This window comes from Aliirhizobium smilacinae, assembly GCF_006335145.1.
GTDB lineage: Bacteria > Pseudomonadota > Alphaproteobacteria > Rhizobiales > Rhizobiaceae > Neorhizobium > Neorhizobium smilacinae.
This window is the reverse complement of the sequence record NZ_VDMN01000001.1, coordinates 886,302-903,153: the sequence shown is the minus strand read 5'-3', so window position 1 is coordinate 903,153 and position 16,852 is coordinate 886,302. Positions and strand designations below refer to the sequence as shown.

15 protein-coding genes and 1 riboswitch are annotated in these 16,852 nt (G+C 60.0%); of the genes, 3 read left to right on the top strand and 12 right to left on the bottom strand.

The window, feature by feature from the left end:
* Positions 1-31 precede the first annotated feature (31 nt).
* Positions 32-919 carry a YicC/YloC family endoribonuclease gene (locus FHP24_RS04365; RefSeq protein WP_139673360.1) on the top strand — a complete coding sequence of 296 codons (888 nt, stop codon included), beginning with the start codon at positions 32-34 and terminating at the stop codon, positions 917-919.
* Between the two features lie 3 nt (positions 920-922).
* Entirely contained in the window at positions 923-1,597 is a 675-nt protein-coding gene (gmk, locus tag FHP24_RS04360; RefSeq protein ID WP_112457127.1) for a guanylate kinase, read from the top strand.
* Between the two features lie 9 nt (positions 1,598-1,606).
* Here gmk and FHP24_RS04355 read toward each other — a convergent pair whose 3' ends face one another.
* The 6 genes from FHP24_RS04355 to FHP24_RS04330 form a co-directional block, all read right to left on the bottom strand.
* Complete coding sequence (locus FHP24_RS04355; RefSeq protein ID WP_139673358.1) at positions 1,607-2,734, bottom strand: acyltransferase family protein; 1,128 nt, start codon at positions 2,732-2,734, stop codon at positions 1,607-1,609.
* Between the two features lie 138 nt (positions 2,735-2,872).
* On the bottom strand, positions 2,873-3,658 hold the full coding sequence (locus tag FHP24_RS04350; RefSeq protein ID WP_139673355.1) for a class I SAM-dependent methyltransferase: 786 nt from the start codon (positions 3,656-3,658) through the stop codon (positions 2,873-2,875).
* Positions 3,659-3,666: 8 nt separating this feature from the next.
* Positions 3,667-4,428, bottom strand: coding sequence for an ABC transporter ATP-binding protein (locus FHP24_RS04345; RefSeq protein ID WP_139673352.1), 762 nt, complete (start codon positions 4,426-4,428; stop codon positions 3,667-3,669).
* Complete coding sequence (locus tag FHP24_RS04340) at positions 4,425-5,456, bottom strand: FecCD family ABC transporter permease (protein WP_139673349.1); 1,032 nt, start codon at positions 5,454-5,456, stop codon at positions 4,425-4,427. The genes FHP24_RS04345 and FHP24_RS04340 overlap by 4 nt, the downstream gene beginning before the upstream one ends.
* Complete coding sequence (locus FHP24_RS04335; RefSeq protein WP_139673348.1) at positions 5,453-6,466, bottom strand: ABC transporter substrate-binding protein; 1,014 nt, start codon at positions 6,464-6,466, stop codon at positions 5,453-5,455. The genes FHP24_RS04340 and FHP24_RS04335 overlap by 4 nt, the downstream gene beginning before the upstream one ends.
* Positions 6,467-6,546: 80 nt before the next feature.
* Positions 6,547-7,566, bottom strand: coding sequence for an ABC transporter substrate-binding protein (locus FHP24_RS04330; protein ID WP_139673345.1), 1,020 nt, complete (start codon positions 7,564-7,566; stop codon positions 6,547-6,549).
* Between the two features lie 143 nt (positions 7,567-7,709).
* Positions 7,710-7,905: riboswitch (cobalamin riboswitch) on the bottom strand.
* A 128-nt stretch (positions 7,906-8,033) separates the two neighbouring features.
* Between FHP24_RS04330 and zigA the strand changes: the two genes are divergently transcribed.
* The gene (gene zigA / locus FHP24_RS04325) at positions 8,034-9,239 is read left to right on the top strand and encodes a zinc metallochaperone GTPase ZigA (RefSeq protein ID WP_139673342.1); all 1,206 of its coding nucleotides are present in this window, start codon (positions 8,034-8,036) and stop codon (positions 9,237-9,239) included.
* Positions 9,240-9,273: 34 nt separating this feature from the next.
* Here the strand turns inward: zigA and rsmA are convergent, their stop codons facing one another.
* The 6 genes from rsmA to lptF all read right to left on the bottom strand — a co-directional run bounded on the left by rsmA (position 9,274) and on the right by lptF (position 16,844).
* Positions 9,274-10,119, bottom strand: a complete 846-nt coding sequence (rsmA, locus tag FHP24_RS04320; protein ID WP_139673339.1) for a 16S rRNA (adenine(1518)-N(6)/adenine(1519)-N(6))-dimethyltransferase RsmA — start codon at positions 10,117-10,119, stop codon at positions 9,274-9,276.
* Positions 10,119-11,159, bottom strand: a complete 1,041-nt coding sequence (gene pdxA, locus FHP24_RS04315; protein ID WP_139673336.1) for a 4-hydroxythreonine-4-phosphate dehydrogenase PdxA — start codon at positions 11,157-11,159, stop codon at positions 10,119-10,121. Before pdxA ends, rsmA begins: the two co-directional genes overlap by 1 nt.
* A gap of 21 nt (positions 11,160-11,180) precedes the next feature.
* Complete coding sequence (locus FHP24_RS04310; RefSeq protein WP_394344608.1) at positions 11,181-12,113, bottom strand: SurA N-terminal domain-containing protein; 933 nt, start codon at positions 12,111-12,113, stop codon at positions 11,181-11,183.
* Between the two features lie 140 nt (positions 12,114-12,253).
* On the bottom strand, positions 12,254-14,584 hold the full coding sequence (locus FHP24_RS04305; protein ID WP_139673330.1) for an LPS-assembly protein LptD: 2,331 nt from the start codon (positions 14,582-14,584) through the stop codon (positions 12,254-12,256).
* Complete coding sequence (gene lptG, locus FHP24_RS04300; RefSeq protein ID WP_139673328.1) at positions 14,584-15,672, bottom strand: LPS export ABC transporter permease LptG; 1,089 nt, start codon at positions 15,670-15,672, stop codon at positions 14,584-14,586. Before lptG ends, FHP24_RS04305 begins: the two co-directional genes overlap by 1 nt.
* A complete protein-coding gene (gene lptF, locus FHP24_RS04295) occupies positions 15,669-16,844 on the bottom strand; it encodes an LPS export ABC transporter permease LptF (protein WP_139673325.1) in 1,176 nt (391 codons plus the stop codon). The genes lptG and lptF overlap by 4 nt, the downstream gene beginning before the upstream one ends.
* Between the last annotated feature and the right edge of the window lie 8 nt (positions 16,845-16,852).

Sequence of the window (16,852 nt, the reverse complement as noted above, 5' to 3'; positions counted from 1 at the left end):
ATAGCCGGTGGCCGCACTTGGAGTGAAATGAATGACATTGCAGTCGATGACCGGTTTTGCGCGTAGCGAAGGGGTCAGCGGGCGTAGCCGCTTCGTTTGGGAACTACGATCCGTCAACGGCAAGGGTCTCGACGCCAGGCTTCGTCTGCCGTCCGGCCAGGAAAGGCTGGAGCCCGATACCCGCAGGATGATCGGCGAGGCTTTTTCCCGCGGCAATATCCAGGTGTCGCTGTCGATCTCGGTTGACGAGACGCGCATGGAAGCGGTGGTCAATCGTGATGCGCTGTCGGCCGTTCTGGCTTTGCGCGAGGAATTGAAGGATGTCATTGATCCGTCGCCGCTTCGCCTCGATACGCTGATCTCGATCCGTGGACTGGTGGATATCCGTGAGCAGGAGGATGGCGAGGATGCACTTCTCGCCCGCGACGCCGCGATCCTGTCGGGCCTGACGACGGCTCTTGCGAACCTCAAGCGCATGCGCGAGACGGAAGGTGCGGCACTGCGCGCCGTTCTGGCAGCGCAAGTGGCGCGTATCGCGGAACTGACGCAGGTCGTCGAGGCCGATCCGTCCCGCTCGCCGGATGAGATCGCCCGCCGCCTGACGCAGCAGCTGGACCAGATCCTGCAGGATAAGGCAGGTCTCGATCGCGACCGGCTTTATGCCGAAGTGGCGCTGCTTGCGACCAAGGCGGACCTGCGGGAAGAGATCGACCGGCTGAAGGCGCATGTTGCTGCCGTCGGCGAACTTCTCGAAAAGGGCGGGCCGATCGGCCGCAAGCTCGATTTCCTTGCACAGGAATTTAACCGGGAATCGAATACCATCTGTTCCAAATCCAATTCCGCTGCTGTAACGGCTGCAGGCATAGAACTGAAAGTCGTCATCGACCAGTTCCGCGAACAGGTCCAGAATCTGGAGTAGAAGATGAGCCCGGCCCCGAACCCGTCAGACAAGGCAGATACGAAGATCGCCCGGCGCGGGCTGATGCTCGTGCTCTCGTCTCCCTCCGGGGCCGGCAAATCGACCATCGCGGGAAACCTGCTGCGGGACGACCACAGCCTGAAGATCTCGGTCAGTGTCACGACCAGAACCAAGCGTCCGAGTGAAATCGGCGGGACGCACTATCACTTCATCACGGTCCCGCAGTTCGAACGCATGCGCGACAATGGCGAATTGCTCGAATGGGCCGAGGTACACGGTAACTTCTACGGCACGCCGCGCGAGCCGGTGGAACAGGCGATGGCCGAGGGCCGCGACATGCTGTTCGACATCGACTGGCAGGGCGCCCTTCAGTTGCAGGAAAAGATGAAGGCCGACATCGTTTCGATCTTCGTCCTGCCGCCGACCATGACCGAGCTCCAGTCGCGCCTTCACCGCCGCGCGGAAGACAGTGAAGACGTGATCCGCACGCGGCTTCTCAATTCCCGCGCCGAGATCGAGCATTGGCGCGAATACGATTATGTCATCGTCAACGACGATCTCGATGAGGCCTTCGGCCACGTCAACTGCATCGTCAATGCCGAACGGGTGCGCCGTGACCGTCGCCACGGCCTGTTCGACTTCGTCGCTACGCTGCTGACCGAAGAGCCGAAGCTTTAGGCTCTCGGTTTATGCAAGTTGCGGGTGGGCGAAGACCATGCGCAGCCTGCGCCATCCTTCATAGAGAAGCGCGCTTGCCCCCAGCGTCAGCAGGACGATCGGCAGGAAGGACGCGACGTTGAACAGCCCCATCCTGTCCAGCTCATAGGCAATCAGCAGCATCAGCGTCTGATGCAGGACGTAATAGGTCAGGATCGCCCGGTTGAGATACTGCAGCACCGGCGGCCGCCAGGATTTGAGCTTCTGGGCATAGCCGAGTATCGCGACGATCATGCACCATCTGAACGGTCCGACAATCAGATTGCTCGCCAGCGAATTCCATGCGTCCTGATCGTAAAGCGGTGAGATGCTGAGCCGATAGAGCAGGGCGGGAACGCACAGAAGCGCCACGATCAGGGCCAGCCTGCGCATGCGCGCTAACTGCTGCCAGAACTCCTCGTGGCGCCCGAGCACGACGCCTCCGACAAAACACGACAGATACAGGGTATGGGAATACCAGTCGTCGACGAGATTGATCGTCGGCGGAAACACCGGTCGAAGCGTGATACGCAGGAGAATGAACAGCGTGGCCGGCCAGAACAGCAAGCCATAGCCCTGAAGCTGCAATGCCAGCCAGGTGCCCAAAGCCTTCAATTGCGGTTTGGCGATCGCCGCGACCATGACGAGGATTGCGGTATAGACCCACAGATAGGCGAGATACCAGAGATGCTCCATCCTGAAGCCAACCTCCTGCTCGCCGTTTGGCAGGGTGACCGGGTTCAGCGTGAGGTAGTGTGCGAACACCTCAAGCATGTTGATGGACATTCCGGCGGTGCCGTTGAAATACACATAAAGCTGCGGCGGGATCAGGAAGCACATCCCCAGGATGAGCGGCAACAGCAACTGCTTCGAGCGCTTGGCTCTCAGTTCGGAGGGAGAGAGCCGTTCCAGCGCAAAAGCGGTTGCTACACCCGAGATGAAGAAAAGCAGGCTCATGCGCCATGGGTGACTGAGTATATAGATGACGTCGAAATAGCTATTGCTGTCATCCGCCTTGATGAAAAAGGCCCGAGATCCATACATTAGGCTTGCATGGTATAATATAAGTAGCAAGAAAACACAGATACGCACCAGATCAAGCTCATATCGGCGTGTCATTTTCCCCTCGCTACTGTTGAACATGGTCGATTTGACCAAAGGTAGCATACCGAGGGTTGTAATATTGTGAATCTATATCATATTTCTATTTATTAGTGTATTGTAATATTTAGATTTGACGGGCAAAGAGGTGAAGAATTAGCCGGAACGGGCTTTTTTGCCCGATATCGCAAAACGGTGTTGCAGCGTCGAAGAAAAACCCTTGCGCGACAGGAGCGGGATACCACGGCTGCGTCGGATATCGGCAAGATCGGTCTCGACCTTAAGTTCGCCGAAGCCGGCAGATTCGAAAAGCCTCACCGTATCGTCTGCCCGGATGCCGTTGTTGAAATGTACCTGGCCGACGATGCGCTCGTGGTGCTGCCATTGTTCCGGCGTCAGCAGGGTGTGACCGTCCTTCTGTTTGCCGAATATACGGTCGAGGAGAGGTAGCAGTTTCTCCAGCCAGTGCTTGCGGACGAAATCACCGTCGATGATCAGTAGGCGTCCGCCGGGTTTCAGGATGCGCAGCCACTCGGAAAAAGCCTTGTCTGGATCTGTGAGCGTCCAGACGAGGTGCCGGGCGATGATGACGTCGTAAGTGCCATCAGGCTCCATCGTTTCTTCCGCGTCACGGGTCAGGAAGCGGATCGAAGCCTTGGCCTCGTCCGCTTTGCTGCGCGCATGGGCCATCATCGGCTCGGTGAAGTCCAGCCCGGTCACGTCGAAGCCGAGGCCATGCATCAGCATGGTCATCACGCCGGTACCGCAGGCGAGATCGAGTGCTTTTCTGCCCTCGCCATCGCCCAGATGGCGGCGTATCAGCCGGCCCCAGGCTTCCATCTCCGCGTGTTCGGCGATGCCATGGCCGGGGCTGGCATCATAGGTCTGCGCGCGCAAACTCCAGTAGTCTCGGATATCGTCCTTGATCGACCAGTTCTGCATGTCTTTGCCTACATCAGGAATTGAATATGGAGCCGACCGTGATGGGCAGAGGTGGAGACATGCGCCTCGACCCCGAAGACGTCGGCAATCATTTTTTCGGTGAGGATCTCGGTCGGTGGCCCGCAGGTGACGAGTTTGCCTTCCGACAAGACGGCGATGCGGTCGCAGAAACGGGCGGCGAGATTGAGGTCATGGATGGCGACGACCGTCGTTATTGAGAGATCCTCGACCAGCCGCAGAATGTCGATCTGGTGTTGGATATCGAGATGGTTGGTCGGTTCGTCGAGGATCAGGACCACGGGCGATTGCGCAAGCGCCCGGGCAAGCTGAACCCGCTGCCTTTCGCCACCCGAAAGCGTATGCCAGAACTGGTCGCGGCGATCCGTCAGGCCGACGCGGACAAGCGCATCCTCGACGATATCATCGTCAGCGTCGGTCCAGGGGGAGAGGGCGGAGCGATGGGGCGTACGCCCGAGTTTCACCACGTCGAGCACGGTGACATTCGCCTCGGTCATCGAATGCTGTTCGACGACGGCGACGCGGCGCGCAAGTTCCCACCGGCCGAAGCCGGAGATTTTTCGGTTGTCGAGCAGGACGTCGCCCTCTGCCGGAGCCCTGAGGCCCGCCAGCAGGCGGATGAGCGAGGATTTGCCCGAACCGTTCGGACCGATCAGCCCCAGCGTCTGGCCAGGCTTGACGGAGACCGAGACGCCGTCGACGATGACCTTGCGGCCGGCGAGCCAGCGGACGGCATTTGCAGCCAAAGTCATGCGACCCTCCTTGCCCGGTAGAGGATGACCGAGAAGAACGGCACGCCGACCAGCGCCGTGACGACGCCGATCGGAAGCACCTGCGGCGCGATGATGATGCGCGAGACGATATCGGCCACCACCATGAACAGCGCGCCGACAAGGGCGCAGGCGGGCAGGAGGCGCATATGACCCGGTCCGACGATAAAGCGGGCGGCATGTGGGATGACCAGCCCGACGAAACCGATCGCGCCGACCATGCTGACCATGGTCGCGGTCATCAGCGCTGTGACGAGCAGCAGCACGACGCGAACACGGCCAACGGCGATGCCGAGCGAACGGGCGGCATCCTCGCCGAAGGTGAAGGCGTCGAGCGCGCGGGAATGCCAGATACAGACGACGAGGCCGACGCTGACGACGGACGCGGAAAGCGCCACATCGGGCCAGCGCACGCCGGCAAAACTGCCGAGCAGCCAGAACATCACGCTGCGCGCCTGTTCGGCATTGGCCGATGTCGAGACGATATAGGAAGTCAGCGCATTGAAGAGCTGCGAGGCGGCGACGCCGGCAAGGATCGTCCGGTCGGCCGTCTGTCGTCCGCTCGCGAGCATGACGACGAAGGCGAAGGCGAGCAGCGCGCCGGCAAAGGCCCCGGCCGACAGCGAGATCGCGCCCGCACCGAAACCGAGCAGCATGATCGAGACGGCGCCAGTCGATGCGCCAGCCGATATGCCGAGCACATAGGGCTCCGCCAACGGATTGCGCAACAGTGACTGGAGGATCGCACCGGACAGTGCAAGGCCTGCACCGCAGAAGGCGGCAACCAGCGAGCGCGAGAGGCGATAATCCCAGATCACCGCTTCCTGGATACGCGGTACCGGAATGGCGGTGAGGCCGATACGGTTGGTGACCGCAGCCACCGTCGTTTTCATCGGAATGGCCATCTCGCCGATCGCCACGCCCGCAGTTATCGCGACGAGGAGGGCGGCAAGAACGATGAGGACGCCGGCAGTGCCGGCGGCCCAGAGCCTGATGCGGGATGGCGTCACTTCAGCAACCCGAACCGTTCGAGGGATGCGGCGACGGTTTCCAGGCCGGAGATCGTGCGGATCGTCGGGTTCATCGCCTGCGCGTCCATCTCGACGATATGGCCTTTTTCGACGGCGCCGAGCTTGCTGGCGACCGGATCGGTGGCGAGGAAGGTCTTTTTCACGGCGGGGTCATCTGCGCTTTGCGTGCGGCGGTCCATCGTGCCGATGACGATCACCGTCGGGTCTTCAGCGGCAATCGTCTCCCAGCCGATCAGCGGCCATTCCTGTTCGGAAGCGACGACGTTTTTCGCACCGAGGACCTGGGTGATGTAACCGGATGCGCCGTTCTTGCCGGCAACCCAGGCATCGCCTGCGACTTCCGGCGAGGAGAACCAGTAGACGAGGCTGACATCATTGGCCTTGTCCGCGACTTTTGTACGGACGGCTGCTTCACGAACCTTGATCTGCGCAATCAGCGTCTCGCCGCGATCGACAACGTCGAAGATGCGGGAGAGTTCGTCGATCTCCTGATAGAGCAGGTCCATCGAGAACATCTTCCTGCGGCTGCCGTCGGAGACGCTGTTATCGGTCACCACGCAATCGGTCGGCGAGACATAGCTTGGTACGCCGAGATCGGAGAACTGCTGGCGTGTACCGACGCGGCCCTGCGGCCCGACAGACGTGAGGAACTGCGCGGCAATGAAATCCGGTTCGCGCGCCACCACGGCCTCGAAATTCGGCGTATTGGCGGCGATGCGATGCACCTTTTCATTATCAGTGGCAAGCTCCGGTAGAACCGGCGAGACCCAGATGGCGCTGCCGGCCATGCGGTCGGAAAGGCCGAGCATCAGCAGGATCTCGGTGCTGTTCTGGCCGAGGCCGACAGCCCGTTGCGGAGCCTTGTCGATGACCACGTCGGAACCGCAGTTTTCGATCGTCAGTGGATAGTTGGTAGGTGCGGCGAAGGCAACGAAGGGAAGGGCGGTGAGGGGAGCTGCGAAGAGAGCGGCAATCAGGCCGTATTTCATATCCTGACCTTTCAAAAGACGGATGAGAGACGAGTAAGACACCGCCCGGCCATAGGGCAGGGCGGTGAATACGTCGTGGCCTAGTTCGCAAGTCCGAAGGACTGGATGCCCTTGGCCAACGTCTCGATCCCGTCGATCGTGCGGATCGTCGGGTTCATCGACTGCGCATCCATCATCACGAAGCGCTTGTTCTTCACCGCATCGAGCTGGCTGACGACGGGATCGCTTTCGAGGAAGGAGACTTTTACCGCCGGGTCGTCGGCGGCGTAACGGCGGCGATCCATCGTGGCGATGACGATCACGGCCGGATCAGCCTCTGCAATCGTTTCCCAGCCGACCAGCGGCCATTCCTCTTCCGTCGTTACGACGTTCTTGGCGCCGATCGCCTTCAGGATATAGGCAGGCGCGCTGTTCTTGCCGGCAATGAAGGCGTCGCCCTTGGTCTCCTTGCTGGAGAACCAGAAAACGATCGGCAGGTTTTTCGCCTCCGCGCCCTTGATCGAGGCGACGGCGGCGGCTTCACGCGCCTTGAGGTCGGCGATCAGCTTGGTCCCGCGGTCCCGAATGTCGAAGATCTGCGCCAGTTCAGCGATTTCGCGATAGATCAGGTCCATCGTGAACAGTTCCTTGCGCACGCCATCGCCACCTTCAAGATTGGTCTTGGCGACGCAATCGGCTGGCGACAGATAGGTGTTGACGCCGATATCGGAAAACTGTTCGCGCTTGGCGACGGAGCCCATCGGCCCGACATGCCACTCGAATTCGGCGGCGACCAGATCCGGCTCAAGCCCGACGATCGACTCGAAGCTAGGATCGTTGTCTGCGAGCCGTTTGATCTTCGCATTGGCCTCGGCATATTGCGGCAGGACAGGCCCAACCCAGACGGCCGTGCCGACGACCTTGTCGGCCAGACCGAGCGAATAGAGCACTTCCGTCATGCCCTGACCGATGGAGACGATCTTTGCCGGCGCCTTGTCGAAGGTCACCTTCTGTCCGCAATTCTCAAGCGTCAGCGGATAGCTGGTCGAGGCTGCGAATGCCGTTGCGGGAAGCGCTGTTGCGGAAACCGCAAACAGCGCGGCGATCAAGCCGAGTTTCATGTCCTGTCCTTTCAAGAGAAATGGCTGAGCCGGGATGAAAGGCAGGACGAAGCAGGACCGCGATTGCAGTCTGCATCAAAATGGCGGGCGACGGGGTCGCTGGCGTCATAACATCTCCCTGCCGGAACACCTCGTCCGGTATTGGTCTAGCCTTAGCCACGGCAGGTCTCCTGACTTGCGGCTCGAACGCTTTCCGTCTCCTTCCCGGTCGGATGACCAGTGGATATGACGAAAGGCTCGCCGCTTACAGTTGCGAGGGCAGTCGCGGGATCGGTCTTGAAGACCCCACCGCGTTCCCTTTTCATCTGCGAATGCAGAACCGTAGCGCGCCCTTGATAGGAGACACGCCGAAGCTTGTCCAGTGAAGTTACGTGATCGAGGCGCTTCCGACGCGGTGGCTTGACAGCGTCTCGATCGCATGATGATGTAATAGTATAACGTAACGACAAGCGCAATGGACATCCGTAATGAAAGACAAGCTTCCCGTCACCGTGCTTTCCGGCTTCCTCGGGGCCGGCAAGACGACCATGCTCAACCACATTCTTGCCAACCGGCAGGGCCTGCGCGTGGCACTGATCGTCAACGACATGAGCGAGGTGAACATCGACGCAGCGCTCGTCCGCGATGGCGGTGCCAATCTTTCGCGCACCGAGGAACAGCTGGTGGAGATGACCAATGGCTGCATCTGCTGCACGCTGCGCGACGACCTGTTGAAGGAGGTGCGGGCGCTCGCCGAGCAGGGACGGTTCGATTATCTGCTGATCGAATCGACCGGTATCGCCGAGCCGCTGCCCGTCGCGGCCACCTTCGATTTTCGCGATGAAAACGGCCGCAGCCTTTCGGACATATCGAAGCTGGACACGATGGTGACGGTGGTCGATGCTGCCAATCTTCTGAAGGACTACGGCTCCGGCGATTTCCTTGCCGATCGCGGCGAGACGGCAGGCGAGGGGGATGATCGCACGATCGTCGATCTTCTCGTCGAGCAGATCGAATTCGCCGATGTTGTGGTGCTGAACAAGATCGGCACTGCAACGCCGGCCGAGCGCGATGCGGCCCGCAAGATTATCGTTGCGCTCAATCCGGATGCGAAGCTGATCGAAACCGATTTTGGCCAGGTCGATCTCAAGGATGTGCTGGGAACCGGCCGTTTCGATATCGACAAGGCGCAACAGCATCCGCTCTGGTTTAAGGAACTGCACGGCTTCAAGGATCATGTGCCGGAGACGGAGGAATACGGCATCCGCTCCTTCGTCTATCGCGCCAGACACCCCTTCGACCCGACGCTGTTCCAGCGCTTCATCGATCGCTCATGGCCGGGTGTCGTGCGCGCCAAGGGTTTTTTCTGGCTGGCGACGCGTCCGCATCTGGTCGGCGAGATCAGCCAGGCAGGCGCCTTGGTCCGCACAGGCAAAACCGGCATGTGGTGGTCTTCCGTGCCACAGGAACGCTGGCCGCAGACGCCGGAATTCGGAGAAATGATGAAACCCTATCTGGATCCGGTCTGGGGCGATCGTCGACAGGAGATTGTTTTCATCGGGGCAGATCCGATGGACGAGCAGAGTATCAGGGCTGAATTGGATAGCTGTCTGGTTGACGCGCCGACCTTCGCGCCCGAATTCTGGAAAAACCTGCCCGATCCCTTCGCTAGCTGGGAGCGCAAGGCTTCGTGACATGAAGAGGGGATGATCGCTTCGCCAGCGCGCCTCAGAGCGCGTTGGCCAGTGTGACGAATTCTTCGACCGAAAGCGTCTCGGCGCGGCGCTGCGGATCGATGCCCACCTTGTTGAGCAGGGTTTCGCCGCCGACCGGCTTCAAGCTCTGGCGCAGCATCTTGCGGCGCTGGCCGAAGGCGGCATGGGTGATGCGCTCAAGCTTGGCGACATCGCAGGGCAGGGGATTGGTACGCGGCGTCAGATGCACCACGGTCGACGTCACCTTGGGCGGTGGCGAAAACGCCTGCGGCGGCACGTCGAACATCATATGCGCATCCGTCCGCCAGCCGCAGATCACGCCGAGGCGGCCGTAATGATCGTCGTCCTGATCGGCGACGATGCGCAGGCCGACTTCCTTCTGGAACATCAGCGTCAGGCTTTCCCAGAAGGGAGGCCATGTGCCGTCTGTGGGAAGCAGCCAGTTGATCAGCAGTTGCGTGCCGATATTGTAGGGCAGGTTGGCGATGATCTTGACCGGCCCGCCATCCGCCTTCTCGGCCGCGAGTGCTGCGAAATCGGTCTTCAGCGCATCGCCTTCGATCACTTCGAGCTTGCCGGGATAGAAGTCGGAAACCTCGGCAAGCACCGGCAGCGCGCGTGCATCGCGCTCCACGGCGATCACCTTCTTTGCCCCAAGTGCGAGAATGGAACGCGTGAGGCCGCCCGGACCAGGCCCGACCTCGAACACTGTCACGCCTTCGAGAGAGCCGGCTGAGCGGGCAATCTTCTGGGTCAGATTGAGATCGAAAAGAAAGTTCTGGCCAAGCGATTTCTTTGCATCCAGGCCATGGCGCTGGATGACGTCGCGAAGCGGCGGAAGTCCGTCGAGTGCGGCCATCAGACGATGACGCCGAATGCTGGGGCGTTCGCTTCGATATTCGATGCCAGTTGCGCCGCAAGCTTCAGCGCTTCGACCAGGCTCGTCTCGCGCGCCACGCCCTGACCCGCGATGCCGAAAGCGGTGCCGTGATCGGGAGAGGTGCGGATGAAGGGAAGGCCGAGCGTGACGTTGACAGAGGTGTCGAAGCCGAGCGCCTTTGCAGGGATCAGGGCCTGATCGTGATACATGCAGACCGCCACGTCATACCGGGCGCGCGCTTCGTCGTGAAACATCGTGTCGGCCGGAAGCGGCCCGAACACGTGCAGACCTTCTTCGCGCAGTCGAACGATCGCGGGATGGATGATCTCCTGATCCTCAAGGCCGATCGCGCCGTCTTCGCCCGCATGCGGGTTGAGACCCGCCACTGCGATACGCGGCCGTTCGATGCCGAAGCGTGCTTTGAGATCCTGGTTCGTTATACGGCAGGTATCAACGATCAGATCTTCCGTCAGCGCCGCGGGAACGTGGCTGAGAGGGATATGGATCGTCACGGGGATGGCCCGCAGCTTCGGTCCCGCAAGCATCATCACCGGCAGGAAGGGCCGGTTCGTTGCCTTGGTAGCAAGATCGGCGAGGAATTCGGTATGGCCGGGAAACCTGAAACCGGATTGATAAAGCACCGATTTCGCGATCGGGTTGGTGACGACGGCCGAGGCCCGGCCTGAAAAGCAGAGATCGACCGCCGTTTCGATCGCCGAAATCGTGCTGCGGGCGGTCGCCACATGCGGTTCACCGGCAGCGACTTCGACACCTGACGAAATGGGAAGCACCGGGATCGCATGATCAAACACAGATGCAGCGGTCTCGGGACTTGCCTCGCGGATCGGGACATCAAGGTCGAGCAACGCTGCGCGTGACTTCAAAACTGTCGGGTCACCGATAAAAATGAAAGGCGGAAGCCCGGTTTCCCGCCGTGCCGCCCATGCGGCCAAGGTAATATCCGGGCCGATCCCTGCGGGATCGCCCTGGGTCAATGCAAGCGGGCGGTCGGGCGCCATGGAAACTCCGGAATGCGGTGATCAGCGAAGATCGATCTGCGCCTTCGAGCGCAATTCGTCGAGATATTTCTTGTCGTTCGGGTTGTCGCCGCTCTTTTCCGCCTTGCCAAGGTCTTCCGCGCGGAAAACGGCTTCTGCCGCAACGTCGTCGGAAACCTGACGCTGGTTACAGATGGCGAGGAATTCGACACCTCGTTCGGTGATCTTTGTCGCGGTCGTGCCGTTCTGGGCCGCTTTTTCGACCAGTGGCTTCCAGTCATCCGGCAGGTTGGGCGTCATCACGCGTCCGAGATCGCGGACCGAGACATCCATCATCGTTGCCGCAAAATCCTTGGCCTGGTCGCAGCCGGGGAATTTGGAACGGGACGCTTCAGCCTCGGACTTGCGCTTGTTGAGGATCGCATTGCGCTTGGCGGCCGGCACGACGAAGATGATCTGCTTGAGGAAGTATTCGGTGGTAACCGGCTTTTCCTTGCTTTCCTTCATCCGGGTGACAAGCTCCTGGCTCGACATGCGGCTGCCGCCACCGCCGTAACGGGCATTGAGCAATCGCGGCCAGCTCATCTGAACGGCGATGAAATTCTTGAAATGTTCTGCCGTGACGCCCGCCTGATCCAGAACCTTGCCCATCTGCTCAGGCGTCATCTTGTTGCTGGCCGCGAAGCGCGCGAAGGACGCATCGACGTCGTCGGTGCTGACCGACATTTTGACGCGGGCAATTTCCTGACGCTTCAATGTCTCGTTGATCAGCTGCTCGCGGGCCGTGCTGCTGTCGGCCTTCTGGCGCTGCAGGCGAAGGAAAGCCACACGCCGCGAGACGTCGGCGGTAGTGATCGGCGTGCGATTGACCACCGCGGCCACGCCACTGGTCTGGGCTGTCGCCACGATGGGATCGATGACGAGCGACGCCGCCAGTGCAGTCATGGCGATTGCCAGCCTGCGCGTTCCGATCACTCCAAACATCAGTCCACTCCTCTTGCGCTCAGACTTGTCATGCGACTTACGGGCCGCTTTTTACTATAAGCGTGCCCGCATGCGCAATCGTTGCGGCAAAACCATGACGGCGCCACAGGGGCGCCGTCAATTCTGCGCGATCAATAACGGAAAGTCTGTTGTTTGTCGTAATCGCTCGTCGACCCGATATTGACGTCACCGAGCGTTCTGAAGCTCAGACGGGCGCCAATGCTCCAGTCGTTTGCTTTGCTCGAGTCTGTCTTCTCGGTATAGGCGATCGTGAAGATCGTGCACTCGTCGGCATAGCTGAAGCCGAGGCCGCGGCGCGTGACTTCATTGTCGTCGAGGTCCCAGGTCGCCTTGCCGGAGATCGACCAGTTCTCGTTTATTCGGAAGCTCATCGACTTTTCGAGAATATTCGTCGAGGTGTCCTTGCCGTATTCCGGCTGCGCTTCGACCTTGGTGTAGACGAGCTTGCCGGTCACGCGCGGTATCTTGTAGTCCAAACCGACATCAGTGCGGCGGACATCGAACGTGTCCTTGTCGAACCTGCTATTGGTCGAAAGGCTGAAGCCTTGCGGCAGGTCGATCGCCGCCATGGCGACGTAATCCGATACGTCGTTTTCGAGGCCCGAATTGGCACCGGCATTGACGAGGTCGGCGCTGGCGAACGAGTTTTCACCGGCAACCTGATAGGACTGACCGAAGATGCCGCGCAAGCCTACGCCGTTGTCGAACGAGCCGGTGTAGCGGATACCGACATTGGCGCGGGTGCCGCCCTCGATCCGGTCATATCCGGAGAACTTGTCGCGTTCGAACAGGTTGGTCGCATCGAAGACAAAGCTCTGCGCATCTTCGTTCGGCAGGCCGCCGGCCATCTGCTCGTTAGGACGTGCATAGATCTGTGCGATCGGCTCGATGATATGGCTGCTGCTGCCAGCCGTGATCAGGAACGGATAGCGGGCTTCGAGGCCAGCGGTCGCCATGTAGCGTCCACTTGGATCGTTTTCGAGTGATCCGTCATACGGACCGCCGGCGCTGGAAGACGTGCTGCGCAATCCGTCGCCTCGCAACGCAAGCAACGGCGTCAGCTGCAGACCCTCATCGGTCGTGAAGGTACGCTTCCACTCCGCTTCGGCGGTGAGGCGGGTGTAGCTGCCTTCCAAGCCGGGGTAACGGAAGTCGGTGCCTTCGAAATAAAGATCGTCAGCCCGTCGGGAAAGGTTCGTCAGGTTGGCATTGATCGACAACTGTCCGCCGAAAACGGGTTCCGGCGCGTACCAGCTGTAATCAAGAACCGGGTAGACGACCGCCTGCTGGCGTTCCAGCAAGCTGGTTTTGGCATCGTCCTGCACGTCGAAATAATAGCCGTGCAGATCGAAATAATTCCGCGTGCCGAGGCCCGTGAGGTAGACGTCGTTCTTGATCGTCTCCTGATCCAGGCCTTCGAGATTGTAGGTGCGCGAGAAGTTGTTGTCGCTCTGCACCATGACGTCCCAACCGAACGTCCAGCGAGGATTGATGTGGAATTCGCCCTTGGACGCGGCCATGAAACGGCTGTCGGCATCTCTGTCAGCGGTGCCGGCATCAAACGAATCGGGATTCTGCTGGTTGATACCGGCGAAGCGGAACGTGTGCTCTCCGGTTTCGAACTTGTTGCGAATTTCGCCTTCAAGGAGCAGACCCTGATTGCTGTAATAGGTCGGCGTGATCGTGGCGTCCATGCTCGGTGAGAAGACATGGTAATACGGAACGCTGACCCCGAAGCCGAGGTTGTCATCGGCGCTGAACCGCGGGAACAGCAGGCCTGATTTCCGCTCGACGGTTTCGTCTGGAACGGTAATTGGGAACGGCAGTCGGCCAAGCGACAGGCCGAACAGCTCGAACTGTGCATTTTCGAGGCGGATCGTATGTGTCTGGCCGTTGCGAATCACGCGCTGAGCCTTGACCTGCCACAGAGGTGCCTTGCCCGGTGTCTGGGCGCAGGGCAGGCAGGCCGTATAGACGGTATTGTTCAACACCATCACGTCGCCACTTTGGCGCTCGGCGCTTTCTGCGGCAAGGCGGGTATTGTCGGTGGTTTCGACGCGCAACGAGTTAAGGAAACCCTGGCCGAAGTCGTCGGTAACGTCCAGCTCTTCGGCATAGACTCGCGTCCCTGCCGGTTCGATCAGCTCGATATTGCCGGACGCCATGACGCGGCCGCTCTTCTGGTCGTATTCGACCCGCTGGGCGACCATCCGGTAGCGATTGTAATAAATCTGCACACCGCCACGGGCGGTGACGCGCTGAGCGTCCTGATTGTAGGTCAGCTCATTGGCGCGCAGAAGCATCTTCGCGTCGTCCGATTGGACAGGCACGAGCCCCTGTGCATGCACGACATCCGCCGTGATTCCACAGACGAACACAGACACACCTGTCAGCAGAGCGGCGGCAAGCCGTCTTATATTTCCGCGGTTACTGACCGCCACTAGCCGTCCTCCTGATGAAGCAAGATCGTTGCACCCACTGCCGTTGCGACGATGACTGGTATCCAGACCGCCACGGACGGAGGAATCGCCCCGCTGCTTCCAAACGCTTTTACAAGCACGCTGACGACATAAAGCACGAAGCCGGAAACTATTCCACCCAGAATCACCGAGCGAGACTGGGCGAAGCGACTGAATTTTAACGAGACTGTTGCAGCAATGAGAGTCATGGCTACGAGCAGGAGAGGCAGCGACAGAAGCGAGTGGAATTGCGTTTCCAGCGCTTTGGTTGAGATGCCGAATGAGCGGCTGATCTCGATCTTGCGGGAAAGCTCAAAGAACGCAACGGTTTCCGGCTGAGACAGGCTTTCCTGAATGTATTCCTGTTTCAGATTGGTACGCACCTGTTCCGTTGGCTTTCGTACCGGAACTTCACCCGGGCGATTCTCTAAAACATCGTTAAGAAGCCAGTAACCATCTTCGAGTTTTGCTGTGCGCGCATCCTGTCGCATCGTCACGGAGCCGCTCTTGTCGAAGTGGAAAACCACCACGTCGATAAGCTCCGAACCATTGTCCTTGTATGTCTTTGCGCCGATTACGACATCCTCGTCGCCGCTGATCTGGCGGATCCACGGAACGAACTTGCTGGATTTCGTTCGGTTGCTGGACTGGCGCCAGGACGTCTCCATCGAAGCCGATTCGCGCTGTCCCCAGGCGCCGAGAGGGTTGATCACCGCAACCGTCAGGATGCCGATCAGGAAAGACCCGATGATGAGCGGAGAAATGAACTGCCATACCGAGATGCCGGCGGCGCGGGTGACCACAAGCTCGTAACGGCGGTTGAGCGAGATCAGCACGGTCATGCCAATGAAAAGGCTGAGCGTGGGGATAGTCTGTTGCAGGATCGAGGGCAGGCGCAACGCCGTCATGCCGAGCGCGCCGAAGATGCTGTAATCGACCAGACCGGAAAGCCTGCGCGTCGTCTCGCTGAAATCCGCAAGGAAAATGATGGCGCTGACGCCGAGCATGAACCAGAAGGCGGTAATCACATAGCGGCGGAAGAAATAGCGACCCAAAGTGGAAAAGATCATGCCGCACCTCCGTCGGTGCCGGCTGAACGTGAGAATCGGCGCTGCATGAGGCTGGTCAGACGGGCGACGCTTCTGGTGAAAATGCGCGGCATGTGGATCTGCGTGTTGGTCACGAGCATGTAAATGGCGACCGCGGACGCAACGACGGGCACGGCATAGACTGCGGGCACGTAGGATGCGCTGCGTTCCGTCAGGTTAGTGAAGGAAAAACCGAGCCAGCGTAGTCCGAAAGCAACCACCAGCGCATAAATCATCGGGTGAACACGCGCCTGACGGTGAGAGCGGCTGCTGCCGGCGACGACGAGCGAGACCAGCGCGAAGGTCACGACATAGGTCCAGTCGGAAAGCCTCCGGTGAAGTTCAGTCCGGAAATTATGCGGCGATCGCTTGAAAGCCGGATCATCGGGATCTGGGTTGAGCAGGAAGCTCAAGGGGCGATCACCGGCATAAAGCGGCAGTCCGCCCTCGGACTTCGTCATGGCCGACAGGTCGAAGGCGTAGGAATCAAAGCGAATGATGGAGATGCGCCCATCCGGGGTTTTACGGTGAACTTCGCCGTCGCGCATGGTGAGCGACGTGCCGCCCGGATCGACCGAACCTTCTTTCGCATAATAGATGAGATCGAAGTTGGGATCGCGGTAATCGACGACGAAAAGGCCCTTAAGCAGGCGCCCGGAATGCCTCTCCGAGATCTGCACATAAAGCCCGTCCTCGATGCTTCGGAAGGTCTTTTCCTCGATGACCGAGGACAGAAGGTCGGCATAAGCGGCGGCAACCATCTGGCGTGCGCCCAGCCGCGAGACCGGCTCCAGAAAATTGGTGACCGAGAAGGAGAAAATGCCGAGCACGACGGCCAGCCCGATGATCGGACGGTAGATGATGCTGCGCCCGGCGCCTGCCGCGTCGATGACCGGCAGTTCCGAATCGTTGTTCATCGCCGTCAATGTCTGGGTGATGCCGATGACGAAGGCGAATGGCATCACGACCGGCAGGATCGTCGGCAGGATGTAACTCGCAAGCAGCATGAACGAGCCCATAGACTGGCCGGTGTCCGTGACCAGATTGATGCGCCCAAGCACCTGGATGGTCCAGATGATGGTGAGCACCGGAACGAGTGCGACCAGGAACATCTGGAATATCCGGCGCAATATGTAAGTTTCGAGAAGCTTCATTCCCGTCC